The organism is Bacillus sp. 196mf, assembly GCF_003217275.1.
GTDB classification, from domain to species: Bacteria; Bacillota; Bacilli; order Bacillales; family Bacillaceae_G; genus Bacillus_A; species Bacillus_A thuringiensis_S.
The window spans coordinates 142,883-161,019 of record NZ_QJTG01000009.1 but is presented as its reverse complement, the minus strand read 5'-3'; the positions used below and the strand labels follow the sequence as shown (position 1 = coordinate 161,019).

The window sequence follows — 18,137 nt, the reverse complement described above, 5'->3', positions numbered from 1 at the left end:
TATAGCACCTAAACGGCTATATGCTACAACCGCACAAGACAGGTTCCCTAAAGGCATTTATGTCTACCTCGTTTTTGGCGAGTCTTAGTAATTAAGAGGAGGTGCAAGTATGTACGCAATTATCGAAACAGGTGGAAAACAAATTAAAGTTGAAGCTGGTCAAGCAATCTACATTGAAAAATTAGATGTTGAAGCTGGTGAAACTGTTACTTTTGACAAAGTTCTTTTCGTTGGTGGCGAAAACGTTAAAGTTGGTAGCCCAGTTGTAGAAGGTGCAACAGTTACTGCGAAAGTTGAAAAACAAGGTCGCGCTAAGAAAATCATCGTTTTCAAATACAAAGCGAAAAAGAACAATCGTAAGAAACAAGGTCATCGTCAACCTTACACTAAGCTAGTTGTTGAAGCTATCAACGCTTAATTCTGGTTAACATGATTAAAATTACGATAAGTCGCACGAAATTAGGAAGTATCCAATCATTTAAAATGACTGGACATGCCGATTATGCGCCACATGGACAAGACCTTGTCTGTGCTGGAACTACAGCGGTTGTGTTTGGTTCTATAAATGCAGTGGAAGAACTTTGTAATGTGCAGGCAACTATTGAACTCGGAAGTGATGGCGGATTCTTAACGTATGAATTGCCTAATGATTTAGACGTTCATGCAGCAGAAAAAGCACAGATACTTTTAGAAGGATTGGTTGTTTCGCTTAAGACGATCGAACTTGATTACGGAAAGTATATCCGTTTAATAGAAAAAGTGCAGGAGGTGTAACGTATGTTAAGATTAGATCTTCAGTTTTTCGCATCTAAGAAAGGTGTAGGTAGTACAAAGAACGGTCGTGACTCTCAGTCAAAACGTCTTGGTGCTAAACGCGCAGATGGTCAAACGGTTTCAGGTGGTTCAATTCTTTACCGTCAACGCGGTACAAAAATTTATCCAGGTGTTAACGTTGGTCGTGGTGGCGATGACACTTTATACGCGAAAGTTGACGGCGTAGTACGCTTTGAGCGTCTTGGCCGTGACCGCAAACAAGTGAGCGTATATCCTGTTGCTCAAGAAGCATAAGAACTCACGGAAAACTCTAACCTGAGTGCAGGTTAGAGTTTTTCTATATTAAGGGGTATCTAAATGAATGAAAAATGGACAATTATAGATGCATTGCGCCATTCAAGACATGATTGGCTCAATCGTATGCAGATGGTGAAAGGAAACCTTTCACTTGGAAAAGTGGAAGAAATTCATAGTCTCATCGATCGTTTTGTCCAAGAAGCGAGACAAGAATCCAATCTGATGGGGCTATCAATGCCTTTATTTTCAGAGTGGATTTTAACATATAATTGGAAACAGCAGCCGTGCTTATTGGAGTACGAAGTATTAGGGAAATTACATAACTTATCTCACTTAGATGAGACTGTATGTACATGGACGAATCAATTTTTCTCAATGCTTCAGCATAGTTTAGACGTATATGTTGAAAATTATGTTTGTATCACAATTGAATGTGACGCGGAGAATGCTCGTTTCTTTTTTGATTTTCGTGGTAAGCTAACGAGTGTAGAAGAACTACAAAATTGGCTTGCGATCCAAAACAATAAATGGTATTCCATTTCTTATACAGTGCGAGACGAAGAAGTCTCAGTTATATTACAACCAATTGAAAAAAGTGTGGTGAAATAATGTTTGTAGATCAGGTCAAGATATATGTAAAAGGCGGCGACGGTGGTAACGGTATGGTTGCGTATCGTCGTGAGAAGTATGTTCCTAAAGGTGGCCCAGCAGGTGGTGACGGCGGTAAAGGTGCAGATGTTGTTTTCGTAGTTGAGGAAGGCTTACGTACATTAATGGACTTCCGCTACCAACGTCATTTCAAAGCTGATCGCGGTCAGCACGGAATGAGTAAAGGTCAGCACGGGCGTAAATCTGAAGATTTACTTGTAAAGGTTCCGCCAGGAACAGTAGTAAAAGATGAAAAAACTGGTCAAATTCTTGCCGATTTAGTAACGCATGGACAAACTGCTGTAATTGCAAAAGGTGGCCGTGGTGGCCGTGGTAACTCACGTTTTGCAACAGCTACGAACCCAGCGCCAGAAATCGCTGAGAACGGGGAACCAGGTCAAGAGCGTGATGTCATTCTAGAACTTAAAGTACTAGCAGACGTTGGACTTGTTGGATTCCCAAGTGTAGGTAAATCTACATTATTATCTGTTGTATCATCAGCGCGTCCGAAAATTGCAGAGTATCACTTCACAACAATCGTTCCGAATCTTGGTGTTGTTGAAACTGGTGATAACCGCAGCTTCGTTATGGCTGACCTTCCAGGACTAATTGAAGGCGCACATGCTGGCGTCGGACTTGGACACCAATTCTTACGTCATATTGAGCGTACACGTGTAATCGTGCATGTTATTGATATGTCTGGTTTAGAAGGCCGTGAGCCATATGAAGATTACGTAACGATTAATAATGAATTGAAAGAATACAATCTTCGCTTAACTGAGCGTCCACAAGTTGTTGTTGCAAACAAAATGGATATGCCAGATGCAGAAGAAAACTTACAAGCATTTAAAGAGAAAGTGGGAGACGAAGTAAAAATCTTCCCAATCTCAGCTGTAACAAGACAAGGTGTTCGTGACTTACTGTTTGAAGTAGCAAACTTAATAGAAACAACACCAGAATTCCCAATACATGAAGTTGCGGATGAGTCTGATACAAGTGTAATGTACAAATTTGATACTGAAGGTGTTAAATTTGAAATTACACGTGAAAGTGATGGCACGTTTGTTATCTCTGGTTACGATATCGAGAAAACATTCAAGATGACAGACTTCTCACGTGATGAATCTATACGTCGTTTCGCTCGTCAAATGCGCGGAATGGGTATTGATGAAGCGCTTCGTGCACGTGGTGCAAAAGACGGAGATATTGTGAAAATTCTTGAATATGAATTTGAATTTATCGATTAAGACTGCCGAAATACGGCAGTCTTTTTTTATATCGTAAAAATCGGATTTATATAGGAAAAAATCCCCACTAATTAAATTTTCAATTTATAATGGAAAAAGGAGTAAATGTAGAAGAATTCTTTTATGGGGAGAAAAAGAACATGTATAAAATATTAATTGTAGAAGACGATGAGAAAATTGCGGGAATATTAGAGGAGCATTTAGAAAGGTATGGCTATCAATCATTTAGAGCAAGTGATTTACGTCATATAAAAGATGAGTTTGTAAAAATAAATCCTCATCTTGTGTTACTTGATATTAATTTACCGTACTTTGACGGTTTTTATTGGTGTCGTCAAATTCGTACTGTATCGAATGCGCCGATTATTTTTGTTTCTGCAAGAACAGGGGAAATGGATCAAGTAATGGCGATTGAAAATGGCGGCGATGATTATATTACGAAGCCATTCCATTTAGATATCGTAATGGCAAAGGTGAAGAGTGCGCTTCGCCGTGGCTATGGAGAGTATGCCTCTGCTGCTGAGAGTGATTGTTTAGGTGTAAATGGACTGTTGTTATTCCCGTCCCAGCATATCGTTGAGTGGCAGGGACAACAAACTGAACTGACAAAAAATGAGTTTTACTTATTAGAGTGTTTAATGAAACAGGTGAATCAATATGTAACGCGTGAAGAACTGTTAGAAGCTCTATGGGATGAAGTAGCATTTGTGGATGATAATACATTAACCGTAAATGTAAAACGTGTAAGGAAGAAACTAGAAGAGCTAGGCATTAAAAATGCAATTGTAACGAAACGTGGATATGGTTATGCGCTTCTTACAGAGTGGGGCGAAGGGCATGAAGGTTAAAAATTACCTCATGGACCGCTTTTCTTTAATACTTTCTTATATTGTTAGCCTTTGTTTATTTGGGCTTGTTTTGCAGTTGCAAAGTCTTTTAGAAAAGAAATCCATTGATTGGAGTACGTGGTTATATGGACTTTTATTAGGAACAGTTGTGTTTACTGTATACCTCATTTACGATTACCGAAAACGGAGTGTGTTTTTAAAGAGTATCAAAAAGTATGTTACTGGCGGAAATACATTACATGACTCTTTACTTATTGATGAATCTTATACATTAGAGCAAGAAATGGTCGTTGAATCTTTTACGTTATTAAGACAGCAATATATGAATGAAGTTCATAAACAGCATGCGAAAGAGCAACAGCAAATGATATTTATGAACCAATGGATTCACCAAATGAAAACACCAGTATCTGTTATTGAATTATTGTTGCAGAAGTTTGGCAAGGAGCATCGTGAGGCAAGAGCAACAGTTGAAAGTATTCGTGAAGAAAATAACCGTATACTAAATGGTTTAGATTTAGCGTTACATATGGCAAGGCTAGAGCAGTTTGCGAAGGATTATAAAGTAGAAGTAGTAAATGTTATAGATGTCGTGCGAGGTATTATTAATGAAAATCGAAAATCCTTCATTCAATCGTCTGTATTTCCGAAAGTGATGTTTGAAGAAGATACTTGTATGGTTGCATCTGATAGAAAATGGCTGAGTATTGCTATAGGTCAAATTGTTGTAAACGCAATCAAGTATACAAAAATTTCAGCGGCAGAGAAAAAAGAAATTCAATTTCAAATTGAAGAGAAAAATCAAAAGGTGTTATTACATATTAAGGACAATGGAATTGGTATTCCAGAGCAAGACGTAAAGCGCATATTTGATCCATTCTTTACGGGAATAAATGGACGTAAAACGAGAGAAGCGACTGGGATGGGCTTATATATTACGAAGGAAATTTGCGATAATTTACATCATGGAATATATGTTCAATCGGCTGAAGGAGAAGGAACAACATTCACGTTCCAATTTGCAAAAGATGAAGAGTATCATACATTAATGAGAAAAATGACAAAACTGTAAGATAACAAAACGTTTTGTAAGGGAAATCACTCGTTTCTTTTTCTTATTTTTCTTATAGTAAATGTAAGAAGAAAACACATAGGGGGATTAGAAATGAGTGTTCTTGAAGTAAAAGGATTAACGAAGGTGTACCAATCAAAAGGTTCAGTAGCGACGACTGCTTTAAACGATATAAATTTTAAAATAGAAGAAGGCGAATTTGTAGGGATTATGGGTCCTTCAGGAAGCGGGAAAACGACGCTTTTAAATTTATTAGCAACAATTGATAAGCAAACTTCAGGTCATGTGCTTGTAAATGGTGAAGAAATTAATCAAATGCGTGCTGCAAAATTAGCGGAGTTTCGCCGTACACATTTAGGGTTCATCTTTCAAGATTTTAATTTACTTGATACGTTATCCATTAAAGAAAATATTATTTTACCACTTGTAATGGCGAAGAAATCTGTAAATGAAATCGATGCGAAAGTACTGGAAATTGCGAAGTTTTTAAACATCGAAGAAATTTTAAATAAAAAAGTATACGAAGTATCTGGGGGACAACAACAACGTGCAGCAGCAGCGAGAGCAATCATTCATGAACCGACGTTAATTTTAGCAGATGAGCCAACTGGAAACTTAGATTCGAAGTCAGCGAAATCGCTAATGGGCGCTCTGCAAGATTTACACGAGCAAAAGAAAGTAACGATTGCAATGGTTACGCACGATCCAGTAGCGGCTAGTTATTGTGAACGTATCCTTTTCATACGCGATGGAGAAATTTTCTCGGAAATACATAAAGGAAGAACGAAACAAGCCTTTTTCCAAGAAATTCTGGACGTACTTGCGATGCTAGGAGGAGAGTATCATGAACTTTCGCCAGCTCGCGCTTAATAATGTAAAAGGAAATTGGCGTAACTATAAAGCGTTTCTTATAAGTAGTTGTTTATCGATTGTCGTATTTTTCATGTATGCTTCTTTTATTTATCATCCAGATGTCGTAAGCGGTAATATTAGTATGAGGAAGATGATCACAAAAGGATTAGAATCGATGAATTATATTGTGGTCATCTTCTCGGCACTCTTTATTTTATATGCAAATTCAACGTTTTTACGAGCAAGAAAAAAAGAGTTTGGTCTACTAACATTAATTGGCGGAACGAAATCGCAGCTCGGCCGAATGATTATATTAGAGCAACTGATGTTAGGTAGTATTGCAATTGTAGTTGGTATTGGGGCTGGAATGCTTTGTTCAAAATTATTTTTCCAAGCGTTAAGCGTATTATTGAAAATAGATAAGACACTTCCACTCGTTTGGAATAGTAAAGCAATTCTTATTACAGCTGGTGTATACTTTATTCTATTTTTAATCCTATCATTGTTTAGTGTTTGGACAGTCGGGCGCTTGCAAATTATTGATTTATTAAGAGAAGCAAGAAAGCAAAAAGTAGAGCCGTTTGCATTTACATGGTTATGTGTAGTTGGTATAGGATGTATTATTGCTGCGTATGTACTTAGCTTCCAAGTAACGTTTCTGAATTTCCTCATCCTCTTTTTACCGGTGGTAGGACTGACAATTGGCGGAACGTATTTACTATTTACACAAGGTAGTACAGTCGTATTAAAAGCATTGCAAAAACGAAAACAATCTTTTTATACGTACCCAAATATGTTCGTCCTTAGTAACCTTATTTATAAAATGAAAGATAATGCTCGTTTTCTATTTGTAATTTCTATTATTACGGCGGTTGTATCCTCGGCAGTTGGCACGCTTTACGTATATTTTGAGGATATGAGTTATAAAACGGTAGTCAAAACTCCACATGCTATTTCATATGAGGAAAAGGGGTTAAATACGCATAACCTTATTAATGAAGAAAAGGTACAGCAGCTTGTGAAGAGACACGGGTTTGAAGATGCGCGAAAAGTAACCTACGTTAAACTACCGGCAACACAGAAAATAACGTTGTTTAATAGTGAACATGAAGTACCGATGACGATTATTTCAGAAAAAGAATATAATGCAGAAGTGCGTGAACAAAAGAGAGAGCAAGTTACAGAAGTTCATAATGCACCAGGCAGTGCAACGATGGTTATGGTCGATATGGCAAATGAACTGATGAAGATAGACCGTACGAAACCGTATGAATTTACAATTAACGGACAAAAGCAGTCTGTTCAGTTAAATAGCCCAACTTCATTTTCTGTTTTTAATGATAGTGAATATCTCGTTGTAAATGATCAAGATTTTGAGAAGTATGCAAAACTTGTACCAGATGAAGAAAAGACGAAATATTACGGTTATTATATTGAGGATTGGAAAAGTACAGAAGATCTTGTATTAGATTTGAAAAATGAAATTGCACCAGAAAAGCAAGGAGAATTGAGAAATTCAGTGTTTGCGTATAAGGATATAAGAGAAGGTGGAGCGATTACAATGTTCATCGGTTTCTTCGTGGCGGTACTATTCTTCTTCTTCGCTTGTAGTATGACATACTTTAAATGGTTTAACGATAAAGAACAAGATCGTATTCAATTTAAATCGTTAAAGAGAATCGGTATGACAGATAAAGAAATTCGCAAAATTGCGATTCGACAAATGGGAGTTATCTTCTTTATACCAATTTTAATCGGTTCAATTCATAGTGGATTTGCTCTTCATACGTTAGGGAAAATGCTTTATATTAATTTGTGGAAATCAGGTGCGCTTGTAATTGGAGCATACATTTTAGCTTCTGCCATTTACTTTATGATCGCGCAAAGAGGATATTTAAAACACGTAAAAAGCTAGGGGAACCTCTAGCTTTTTGCCTATGTAGTAAGTTACAGGAGGAAGATAGATGAACATTCGGCAACTAGCGCTGCAAAATATAAAAGGAAATTGGCGTAATTATAAAGTGTTTTTCTTAAGTAGTTGTTTTGCAATATTTGCATCTTTTGCATATATGTCTATCATTGTACATCCGTATATGCAAGAGACGATGTGGTATCAAAACGTACGCTGGGGACTTATCATATGTAATGTTATAATTATTTCTTTTTTCGTCATATTTATTTTGTACTCTACTTCTATTTTCATAGAAGCACGTAAGAAAGAACTAGGGTTATATATGTTAATGGGAGCAACGAAGTCTAACGTAATAGGAGTAATTATGACCGAGCAAATATTAATTGGAATTTTTGCTAATATTTTCGGTATAGGGCTGGGCTTGATCTTTTTAAAGCTCTTCTTCATGGTGTTTAGTATGTTACTGGGGCTTCCGAAAGAACTCCCTGTTATATTTGACGTAAGTGCGATTGGTGTAACATTTATTACATATATGGTCGTTTTTATTCTGTTATCTTTTATAAGTGCTTTACGTATATGGAATATAAAAATCATTCGGTTATTGAAAGAATTTCGAACAGATAAAAAAGAGAAGAAAACATCAAAGTGGCTTTGTATATTCGGCTTTATTTGTTTAGGGATAGGATATGCGTTAGCGCTACAAGTGACGATGGCTACGATAGCAATATACTTTTTCCCTGTGTCTATACTTGTCTTTTTTGGAACGTACTTTTCTTTCGCGCATGGAGCTACCCAAGTGTTAGAAATGATAAAGCGAAATAAAAAGATTATGTATACATATCCGTATTTATTTATAGTGAATCAATTGTCACATCGAATGAAGGAAAATGGTCGCTTTTTCTTTCTGATGTCTATGGCAACGACGTTTGTAGTTACGGCAACAGGTACGGTGTTCTTGTATTTTTCTAGCATGCAAGATATGTGGCGAACGGGAGGGGTACACTCGTTTTCGTACATAGAAAAAGGTATTTCTACTTATGAAGTCTTTGAAGAAGGTGCGGTTGAAAAATTACTGAATCAATATGGGTATGATGATTTTCAATATATGAGTTTTGTTGGAGTGTATGCATCCTTTCAGTCTAATAAAGGAGAAACAACAATAGCACCGCTTATAAAAGAAAGTGATTATAACCAAGAAGCGAGGAAACAAAAACAGAAAACATATCATCCTAAAAAAGATACAGTGACACTCGTTTATTATAATAAATACAATAATTCGAATGTATATAATCAAAAAGAGATTCAATTGCAAGTAATGAATCAACCATATCAATTCGTATTTAACGGTCAGAAAGAAGGGGTTCAATTTAACTATCACCCTTCGTACATTAATGGTCTGTTCTTCGTTATGAATGATGAAGACTTTGACAATATAGCAAATAAGGTTCCTGATTCTGAAAAGATGATATATAGAGGCTACACATTATCAAATATCGAAAAGACGAAGAAATTGAACGAAGATTTACGGAAACATATGAAACAAGATAATAATAATGCATTTCGAAGTAATATGGAGTTATATGTAAGTATGAAAGAAGGCGGCGATATTACTCTATTTGTGGGCTCGTTTATTAGTATATTATTCTTTCTTACTTCATGTAGTATCGTGTATTTTAAATGGTTCCATAATATTGCATCGGACCGAAAGCAGTATGGTGCACTCTCTAAACTTGGAATGACGAAGGAAGAAGTATGGAAAATTTCTCGTTGGCAATTATGTATGCTATTTTTTGCGCCAATTATAGTAGGGAGTATGCATAGTGCAGTTGCGTTATATACGTTTCATAATACTTTTTTTATGGATGGATCATTAAAAAAAGTAGGTTTGTTCATTCTGTTTTATATCGTAGCATGTATCATTTATTTCTTTTTCGCTCAAAGAGAATATAAGAAACATTTAGACTAGCAAATGCTAGTCTTTTTTTTAATATTCGAAATTTACATAGAAGAATATAAAAAAGTATGGTATAACAGTAAGAAAACGAAAAAGAGGGGAAAAGACGATGATTCGAGTAGGATATTTAGGACCAGAAGCAACATTTACAAATATGGCGGTGAGTCGTTTTTTTCCGGAAGCAGATCATGTACCGTATCGAACGATTCCAGATTGTATAGATGCAGCTGCAAATGAAAATGTAGACTTCGCAGTCGTACCGTTAGAAAATGCAATAGAAGGTTCAGTGAATATAACGGTTGATTATCTTGTACATGAGCAGCCGCTTTCTATTGTAGGAGAAATTACAGTACCAATTCAGCAGCATTTACTTGTACATCCGCAGTATGCAGAAGTGTGGGATGAAGTATATGCGGTGCATTCTCATCCGCATGCCATTGCACAGTGCCATAAGTTTTTAAATGAAGAATTAAAAGGAGTAACTGTTCGAGATATGACATCCACAAGTGCCGCTGCGCAATATGTGAAAGAACATCCTGAAGAAAAAATTGCTGCTATTGCAAATGAAGCAGCTGCAGAAAAATACGGATTAACAATTGTAAGACGTAGTATTCATACGCATAAAAATAATCACACACGTTTCCTAGTACTTCATAAGAAAAAGAAAGCAATACTCCCGAATAACGGAGAAAACCGCGGAGAGAAAACGACGCTTATGATAACGTTACCTGCAGATTATGCAGGTGCCCTATATCAAGTGTTATCAGCTTTCGCATGGAGAAAATTAAACTTATCAAAAATCGAATCGCGTCCGATGAAAACAGGTCTTGGAAATTACTTTTTCTTAATCGATGTCGATAAAGCATACGATGACGTATTGTTACCAGGTGTAACGATGGAACTTGAAGCGCTCGGTTTTTCTGTTACTGTACTGGGGAGCTATTCTTCTTATTGGTTGTAAGATGTAGATGGAATATTTGTATTTGTCTAATCGTCCATATCATTTCATTGCCTAGTATATTTTTTGATAGATTAATAAAATCCCACCTGCAAAAGGTGGGATTCTTTATCCCGCTATTTGCCGGGCAGCCTGATTGGTGAGGGCTGATTAAAGTTTCACTTTATTTTAACTTCGCAAGACGATCTTCTAACTGACCACGCCAAATATCAGCTAGTTCTGGAACAGCAAGAATTTTTTCAATGCCATCTTTATCTTTTCTATTATGAAAATAAATTTCGTTAGAGAACAAAACAGAAACATTGCTCGGCTGACGTTCTAGTAATGTAATTTTAGAATCTTTACGTACAGTACCTTCTTGAAGAACACGGCATAGGTAACCAGTAAATCCAGTTGCTACAATACGCGGCAGTATGCCAGGGATGCCAAGACGTTTTGAAATTGTGCTACAAGGTACGCGCGCTTGTGTCACTTGAATAATCGCTTCACCTAATTTGTATGTATCTCCGATGCAAACATCATGCTCTAACATATTTGTTACGGTAATGTTTTCGCCAAATGCGGAAGCTGGAAGTGTTGTTTGAAATTCTTTTTCCCATAGTGCGTAATGCTCGTGTGAGTACACACAAACTGCGCGATCAGGTCCACCGTGGTGTTTTAAATCTGCTACATCATCACCAAGGAAGCCATCTTTTGATAGGAAAGCTTCTTCGGTAAGTTCTTTACATATACCGGTAATCATTTCTTTATCTTCGCCATATTTCATTTGTTTCGGTTTGCCAATGCTAAAGTGAACGAGTTCAATTCCCATATTTGATCTCCTTTACGATTGATTACAATATTATAGCATTAAAAAAGCACAGAGAATGATAAAAACTCTGTGCTTTACATTAATAAACGAGAAATCCTGCTTTATCTAACGCCTCACAAGCAGCATCTAATTTTTCTTTAGAATCTGCCTCGATTGTATGTAAGTGAATACCATCTGTTAGTTGTGAAAGATAGGAAGCATTTGTGTTTTCGATTTTTTGTAAATATTGCTCTACATCAAAGCGATTGCTTACCATAATGGATGCTGTTAAGTCGCCGTATACAGGATGCTCAACTTTTACGTCTTTAATCGTAACACCATGGTCAACAAGCGTTGTGAGTTCCTGACGTACTTCTGCTGGTTTATGTTGGCATACAATTACGCGTTCGAAAGTTTGTTGCTTCTCTTGTGGCTTTAAATATAAATAACCTTGAGCAGTCGCAATAATTGGTTCGTTTCGTGCTTTAAGCAAGGAAATATCTTGCACGATAACTTGTCTACTTACGTTCGTCTTTTTCGATAGTTCATTCCCCGATAACGGTTCATTTGCAGCAAGAAGCCACTGGAGGATAAGCTGTCGTCTTTCTTCACCTAAAATCTTTTTTTGTTCATTTTGTTTCATTATGATTTAACACCTCTATAAAATTGATTTCCAATTGTGTGTAGTGCATGAATAGTAGTATCAATTTGATCTTTCGTTGTTTGTTGTCCGAAAGAGAAGCGGACATATTGTTTGGCCTCTTCATACGTTTTTCCAATTGCAAGCATAGTTTTCGAAGGTTCTTGTTTACCGACTTGGCAAGCACTTCCGGTGGAAATGGCAATACCATGACGATTACATTCTAGCATAGTATATTGACCTTCTATTCCTTTTATTGTAACCCCAACAATATGTGGTAAACAAGAAGTAGAATGACCTTCTACTTCAATTTCTAGCGGAAGTGTTTGTATTTGCTCTAAAAAGTAGGATCGTAACTCTTTAAAACGTAAACTTTCTTCCCATTGAGTTTTTAATATATTTTCAGCAGCTGTTAAAAAAGATGCGATGCCGGGAACGTTCACTGTACCTGGGCGAAATCCTTTTTCGTGAGAAGTTCCTGGAAATACTTGTTCCCAGCGAGATTGCGGATTTATGTAGCAAGCGCCGACACCTTTTGGGCCGTATATTTTATGTGCTGAAACAGAAAGACTATCAATCCCCATCTCAAAAACATGGATAGGCAGTTTACCAAATGTTTGCACACAATCCGTATGAAATAAAACATTATATGTTTTTAAAAGTGCACCGATTTCTGTAATGTTTTGAACGGTTCCGATTTCAGAGTTTCCATGCTGTATACTTGCTAGCACAGTATCCTCTGTAATAGCTGCCTCTAAATCTACTAAACAAATGAGTCCGCTTTTATCAACAGGAATTTCAGTGATCGTATAGCCTTTTGATTTTAGAGATTGAAAATAACTTCGAATGGATGCATGTTCCATAGGTGTCGTAATAATATGCTTCTTATTTCGGGCATTTAGAAGTGATTGAATCGCAAGATAGTTCGATTCCGATCCACCGCTTGTGAAAAATACTCCTTGTTCTTTGCCTCCAATCATTTCTGCAAATGTTTTTCGGCAAACTTGTAATAAAGAAGAAGCTGTTCCTCCAATATCATGTAAACTTTGTTCATTTCCGAAGTATTGCGAAGCTGCTTTCATATATGTTTGTAACGCTTCCTCGCTCATAGGTGTAGTAGCTGCATAGTCAAGATATATCATCATGTAAGTTCCTCTCTCTAGTAAGAGTTACATTTCTTTTACTTTTTAAATGGTAGTGAAAATAAGAATTATAAAAAAACTCTTGTCATTATTTTAAAACTATGTAAATATAGGTGTCAAGACAGTTGGAAAGTGTAAAGTAGGAGGCAACAATTATGCCAAGTGCAGATGTCTTAATTATTGGAAGTGGCGTTGCGGCACTTCGTGTTGCAAAAGAGATTTGTCACGAAAAGAATGTGATTATTATCACAAAGGAGACGAAACGTAATAATAATACACATTTAGCTCAAGGTGGAATTGCCGCAGCGGTAGCTACATATGACAATCCTAATGATCATTTTGAAGATACGTTAGTAGCAGGGTGTCGTTATAACAATGAAGAAGTGGTCCGTTATTTAGTCGAGGAAGGACCGAAAGAAATTAATAACCTTATTGAAAGAGGAATGAAATTTGATGGAGATGAAACAGGTCCTCATCTTGGAAAAGAAGGAGCGCATCGAAAACGTCGTATTTTACATGCAGGTGGCGATGCAACAGGAAAGAATTTATTAGAGCATCTTATTCAAGAAGTAGCTCCATACGTTACGGTAGTGGAACAGGAAATGGTGCTCGATTTTATTATAGAAAAAGATAAATGTGTTGGGGCTTTAACTCGCAACAATAAAGGAGAACTGAAACGTTACAATGCAGATTATACGGTGTTAGCTTCAGGCGGTATTGGCGGTTTATACGCCTTTACTTCTAATGATGAGACAATTACAGGCGATGGACTTGCAATGGTGTACCGTGCAGGCGGAGAGCTTGTAGATTTAGAGTTTATACAATTTCATCCGACGATGTTATACGCGGGTGGGCGTTGTTCCGGCCTCGTGTCCGAAGCCGTTCGCGGAGAAGGAGCTGTCCTTATAAATGGCAAAGGGCAGCGTTTTATGATGGATATACATTCCGAACAGGATCTAGCACCTCGTGATGTAGTCGCAAGGGCTATTCATGAACAGCTACTTGCGGGTGAAAAAGTGTACTTAAACATCGAAATGATTCAAAACTTTGAACAACGCTTTCCGACCGTGTCATCGATATGTAAAACGAATGGAGTCGATATAAATAAAAACCTTATTCCAGTCGTGCCCGGTACTCATTTTCACATGGGTGGCGTGAAAACGAACTGTGATGGAGAGACGTCTATTCCGAACCTATACGCAGTCGGAGAAGTAGCTTGTAATGGGGTTCATGGTGCAAATAGATTAGCGAGTAATTCATTATTAGAAGGTCTTGTGTTTGGAGGAAGAATCGGAAGGCACATTTTATCTAGAGAGACAAAAGAAAAGGTGAACATGCTAGCCGACAAAGAAGCAAAGTTTATCGTTCTGAATCATTTACCGACGAAAGAAGAAATACAAAAATGCATGATGAAATATGTTGGGATTGTGCGAACAGAGCAAAGTTTATCTTATGCGAAGAGATGGCTTAGTAAGTATGGTGTTCGAAATATGATATTACAACATGATGTTCTTACGAATGAAGAGATAACGCTTATTAATATGTTAACAGTTTGTGAGCTTATAGTTGTTTCAGCCCTGCAAAGAGAAGAAAGTATTGGCGGGCATTACCGAAGTGATTATCCAGATAGAAATATAGGAAAGAAAGAGATTGTTCGAGTAAAGAGAAAACTACAACTTGTGTGATGAGGGGAAGAGGGGCTTTATGAACACGATAAAAGTTAAAGAAGCATTAAATCGATTTTTTTTAGAAGATATAGGAGAAAGAGATGTAACATCTCAGCTTATTTTTCCAGATAACTTACTTTCGAAAGGAACGTTTCTTGCAAAGGATACAGGGGTCTTTGCAGGACGTTTAGTAATTGAATCAGGATTTAAATTAATTGATGAGAGAATTGAAGTAGAGCTTCATAAAAAAGATGGGGATCTTGTAGAAAAAGGCGAAATCATTGCAACTGTGCAAGGGCCAATTGCATCGTTATTAACAGCAGAGCGCGTTATATTAAACGTTATTCAGCGTATGAGCGGAATAGCGACGATGACGCGTAAAGCGGTTCTTGCTTTAGATAGTAGCCATACTCGCATTTGTGATACGCGAAAAACGATGCCAGGACTACGTATGTTTGATAAGTATGCAGTCGTGTGTGGTGGTGGATTTAATCATCGCTTCGGTTTATATGATGGTGTCATGATTAAAGACAATCATATTGCGTTTGCTGGTTCTATTACAAAAGCTGTTACATCAGTGAAAGAAAAGTTAGGACATATGGTGAAAGTAGAAGTAGAAACAGAAACTGAGGAACAGGTGAGAGAGGCTGTTGCTGCTGGTGCGGATATTATTATGTTCGATAATCGTACGCCAGATGAAATCCGGGAGTTTTCGAAAATTGTACCAAGCGCTATCGTTACAGAAGCTTCAGGGGGCATCACAATTGAAGATTTATCAAAATACGGAAAAACAGGGGTAGATTATATTTCACTTGGAGCGTTAACACATTCAGTGAAAGCACTTGATATTAGTTTCAATATTAAAGGGTAAGGAAAGTGGCTTAGAGGGGGAGAAACGTATATGAGTATTTTAGAACAAGTACAGCCAATTGAAACGATGTTACCAGAGCCTTATTACACGATGTCAACGGAAGATATGGAAAAGCGTGTTCGTGAAATTAAAGAGAAGATGGGGAAAATGTTATTCATTCCAGGGCATCATTATCAAAAAGATGAAGTGGTACAATTTTCAGATGCAGCAGGGGATTCACTTCAGCTTGCGCAAGTTGCAGCGAGCAATAAAGACGCAAAATATATTGTGTTTTGCGGGGTGCACTTTATGGCGGAAACAGCAGATATGTTAACGACAGATGATCAAGTTGTCATCTTACCAGATATGCGTGCAGGTTGTTCGATGGCGGATATGGCAGATATTGAACAAACAGAAAGAGCGTGGAAAGAGTTAAAGAAATTATTTGGAGATACGATGATTCCGTTAACATATGTGAACTCTACAGCTGCAATTAAAGCGTTTTGTGGTCGTAACGGAGGAGCAACAGTAACTTCTTCTAATGCAAAGCAAATGGTATCTTGGGCGTTTACTCAAAAAGAGCGTCTCGTCTTTTTACCAGACCAACATTTAGGGAGAAATACAGCGTACGATTTAGGTATCCCGTTAGATAAAATGGCAGTATGGGACCCACACACAGATTCATTAGAGTACGATGGGGATATAGAAGAAATTCAAGTGATTTTATGGAAAGGGCATTGTTCTGTTCATCAAAATTTTACAGTGAAGAACATTGAGAGCGTACGAAAAAATCATCCTGATATGAATATTATTGTACATCCAGAATGTTGCTATGAAGTGGTAGCTGCTTCAGATTATGCAGGCTCAACGAAGTATATTATTGATATGATTGAATCGGCGCCATCTGGTAGCAAATGGGCGATTGGTACAGAAATGAATTTAGTGAACCGAATTATTCAGCAACATCCAGATAAAGAAATTGTTTCACTTAATCCATTTATGTGTCCATGCTTAACGATGAACCGAATTGATTTGCCTCACTTATTATGGGTACTTGAAACGATAGAAAGAGGAGAAGAAATTAACGTTATTAGCGTAGATAAACAAGTAACGGCAGAAGCGGTTCTTGCATTAAATCGTATGTTAGAGCGTGTGTAAAGCAACGGTATTCCCGTTGCTTTTTTTCATACATATAATCATAACAAGAACAAAATGGGCATACATTGTTTTGAAGAAATCATTGTGGTTCTTTATGCTTATTCCACTTCGAATGATATTGAAAATCGAAGAAGTGATAAAAGTGAAAAGAAGTTAATGTTATTTAGAAAGAGTTACTTCATGAGATTTGTTACTTATAGATAAGTTATACAGGAGGGGGAAAATTTGAAAATTCATATCGTGCAAAAAGGGGATACCCTTTGGAAAATTGCGAAAAAGTACGGAGTGGATTTTGATACGTTGAAAAAAACAAATACACAACTTAGTAATCCAGATTTAATCATGCCAGGTATGAAAATTAAAGTGCCATCCAAGAGTGTTCACATGAAACAACAGGCTGGAGCAGGTTCAGCGCCTCCAAAGCAATACGTAAAAGAAGTGCAACAAAAAGAATTTGCAGCAACACCAACTCCACTTGGAATAGAAGATGAAGAAGAAGTTACGTATCAATCAGCACCAATTACACAGCAGCCAGCTATGCAACAAACACAAAAAGAAGTGCAAGTAAAACCGCAGAAGGAAATGCAGGTAAAGCCGCAAAAAGAAGTACAGGTGAAACCGCAAAAAGAGGTGCAAAAAGAACAGCCAATTCAAAAAGAGAAACCAATTGAAAAACCGTCTGTTATTCAAAAACCACCTGTGATAGAAAAACAAAAACCGGCGGAAAAAGAAAACACGAAGTTTTCGGTAAATGTATTGCCACAGCCGCCACAACCACCAATAAAACCGAAAAAAGAATATAAAATTTCAGATGTAATAAAAAAAGGAAGCGAGTTAATTGCTCCTCAAATTAGTAAAATGAAACCTAACAATATCATTTCTCCGCAAACGAAAAAAAATAATATAGTATCGCCGCAAGTGAAGAAAGAGAATGTAGGTAATATAATAACGCCGCAAGTGAAGAAAGAAAATGTAGGGAATATAGTGTCACCGCAAGTCAAGAAAGAAAATGTAGGAAATATAATGTCACCACAAGTGAAGAAAGAAAATGTAGGGAATATAGTGTCACCACAAGTGAAGAAAGAAAATGTAGGGAATATAGTGTCACCACAAGTGAAGAAAGAGAATATAGGGAATATAATATCGCCACAAGTGAAGAAAGAAAACGTAGGGAATATAGTGTCACCACAAGTAAAGAAAGAAAACGTAGGGAATATAGTGTCACCAAATGTATCGAAAGAAAATGTAGTTATTCCACAAGTCATACCGCCAAATATTCAAATGCCAAATATAATGCCAATCATGGATAACAACCAACCACCGAATAT

Annotated in this window: 17 protein-coding genes, 1 pseudogene and 1 other annotated feature; of the genes and pseudogenes, 15 read left to right on the top strand and 3 right to left on the bottom strand. The window is 37.0% G+C overall.

Annotated features, from left to right (window positions below):
- Window positions 1–17: 17 nt before the first annotated feature.
- Window positions 18–95, top strand: a sequence feature (ribosomal protein L21 leader region).
- Window positions 96–109: 14 nt separating this feature from the next.
- The 11 genes from rplU to pheA all read left to right on the top strand — a co-directional run bounded on the left by rplU (window position 110) and on the right by pheA (window position 10,565).
- A complete protein-coding gene (gene rplU / locus ATL10_RS15390) occupies window positions 110–418 on the top strand; it encodes a 50S ribosomal protein L21 (RefSeq protein ID WP_000270907.1) in 309 nt (102 codons plus the stop codon).
- A gap of 11 nt (window positions 419–429) precedes the next feature.
- Complete coding sequence (locus ATL10_RS15385; protein WP_002094147.1) at window positions 430–774, top strand: ribosomal-processing cysteine protease Prp; 345 nt, start codon at window positions 430–432, stop codon at window positions 772–774.
- Window positions 775–777: 3 nt separating this feature from the next.
- Window positions 778–1,068: a 50S ribosomal protein L27 gene (gene rpmA / locus ATL10_RS15380; protein ID WP_000944957.1), complete on the top strand. Its 291-nt coding sequence runs from the start codon at window positions 778–780 to the stop codon at window positions 1,066–1,068.
- 63 nt (window positions 1,069–1,131) lie between these two features.
- Window positions 1,132–1,680 carry a sporulation initiation phosphotransferase B gene (locus ATL10_RS15375; protein WP_110497107.1) on the top strand — a complete coding sequence of 183 codons (549 nt, stop codon included), beginning with the start codon at window positions 1,132–1,134 and terminating at the stop codon, window positions 1,678–1,680.
- Entirely contained in the window at window positions 1,680–2,966 is a 1,287-nt protein-coding gene (gene obgE / locus ATL10_RS15370; protein WP_000497130.1) for a GTPase ObgE, read from the top strand. Before ATL10_RS15375 ends, obgE begins: the two co-directional genes overlap by 1 nt.
- 140 nt (window positions 2,967–3,106) lie before the next feature.
- Entirely contained in the window at window positions 3,107–3,814 is a 708-nt protein-coding gene (locus ATL10_RS15365; protein WP_002082113.1) for a response regulator transcription factor, read from the top strand.
- Window positions 3,804–4,886 (top strand): HAMP domain-containing histidine kinase, encoded by a 1,083-nt coding sequence (locus ATL10_RS15360; protein ID WP_000865403.1) that lies wholly within the window; start codon window positions 3,804–3,806, stop codon window positions 4,884–4,886. Before ATL10_RS15365 ends, ATL10_RS15360 begins: the two co-directional genes overlap by 11 nt.
- Before the next feature lie 93 nt (window positions 4,887–4,979).
- Window positions 4,980–5,756, top strand: a complete 777-nt coding sequence (locus ATL10_RS15355; protein WP_000114529.1) for an ABC transporter ATP-binding protein — start codon at window positions 4,980–4,982, stop codon at window positions 5,754–5,756.
- A complete protein-coding gene (locus ATL10_RS15350) occupies window positions 5,731–7,653 on the top strand; it encodes an ABC transporter permease (RefSeq protein ID WP_075718177.1) in 1,923 nt (640 codons plus the stop codon). The genes ATL10_RS15355 and ATL10_RS15350 overlap by 26 nt, the downstream gene beginning before the upstream one ends.
- A gap of 49 nt (window positions 7,654–7,702) precedes the next feature.
- Window positions 7,703–9,616, top strand: coding sequence for an ABC transporter permease (locus ATL10_RS15345; RefSeq protein ID WP_090976996.1), 1,914 nt, complete (start codon window positions 7,703–7,705; stop codon window positions 9,614–9,616).
- A gap of 97 nt (window positions 9,617–9,713) precedes the next feature.
- A complete protein-coding gene (pheA, locus tag ATL10_RS15340) occupies window positions 9,714–10,565 on the top strand; it encodes a prephenate dehydratase (protein ID WP_000621693.1) in 852 nt (283 codons plus the stop codon).
- 160 nt (window positions 10,566–10,725) lie between these two features.
- Here the strand turns inward: pheA and ATL10_RS15335 are convergent, their stop codons facing one another.
- The 3 genes from ATL10_RS15335 to ATL10_RS15325 all read right to left on the bottom strand — a co-directional run bounded on the left by ATL10_RS15335 (window position 10,726) and on the right by ATL10_RS15325 (window position 13,137).
- Window positions 10,726–11,373 (bottom strand): MOSC domain-containing protein, encoded by a 648-nt coding sequence (locus ATL10_RS15335; RefSeq protein WP_090976998.1) that lies wholly within the window; start codon window positions 11,371–11,373, stop codon window positions 10,726–10,728.
- 79 nt (window positions 11,374–11,452) lie between these two features.
- Window positions 11,453–11,995, bottom strand: coding sequence for a transcription repressor NadR (locus ATL10_RS15330; RefSeq protein WP_053563610.1), 543 nt, complete (start codon window positions 11,993–11,995; stop codon window positions 11,453–11,455).
- Window positions 11,995–13,137 (bottom strand): IscS subfamily cysteine desulfurase, encoded by a 1,143-nt coding sequence (locus ATL10_RS15325; protein ID WP_069356236.1) that lies wholly within the window; start codon window positions 13,135–13,137, stop codon window positions 11,995–11,997. Before ATL10_RS15325 ends, ATL10_RS15330 begins: the two co-directional genes overlap by 1 nt.
- A 152-nt stretch (window positions 13,138–13,289) precedes the next feature.
- Here ATL10_RS15325 and nadB point away from each other — a divergent pair, with 152 nt between their 5' ends.
- The 4 genes and pseudogenes from nadB to exsA all read left to right on the top strand — a co-directional run.
- Window positions 13,290–14,819 (top strand): L-aspartate oxidase, encoded by a 1,530-nt coding sequence (nadB, locus tag ATL10_RS15320; protein WP_090977000.1) that lies wholly within the window; start codon window positions 13,290–13,292, stop codon window positions 14,817–14,819.
- Window positions 14,820–14,838: 19 nt separating this feature from the next.
- Window positions 14,839–15,672, top strand: coding sequence for a carboxylating nicotinate-nucleotide diphosphorylase (gene nadC, locus ATL10_RS15315; protein WP_090977002.1), 834 nt, complete (start codon window positions 14,839–14,841; stop codon window positions 15,670–15,672).
- 30 nt (window positions 15,673–15,702) lie between these two features.
- On the top strand, window positions 15,703–16,809 hold the full coding sequence (nadA, locus tag ATL10_RS15310) for a quinolinate synthase NadA (RefSeq protein ID WP_090977005.1): 1,107 nt from the start codon (window positions 15,703–15,705) through the stop codon (window positions 16,807–16,809).
- Window positions 16,810–17,034: 225 nt separating this feature from the next.
- Window positions 17,035–18,137 (top strand): annotated as a pseudogene (exsA, locus tag ATL10_RS15305) (spore coat assembly protein ExsA); the annotation flags it as partial.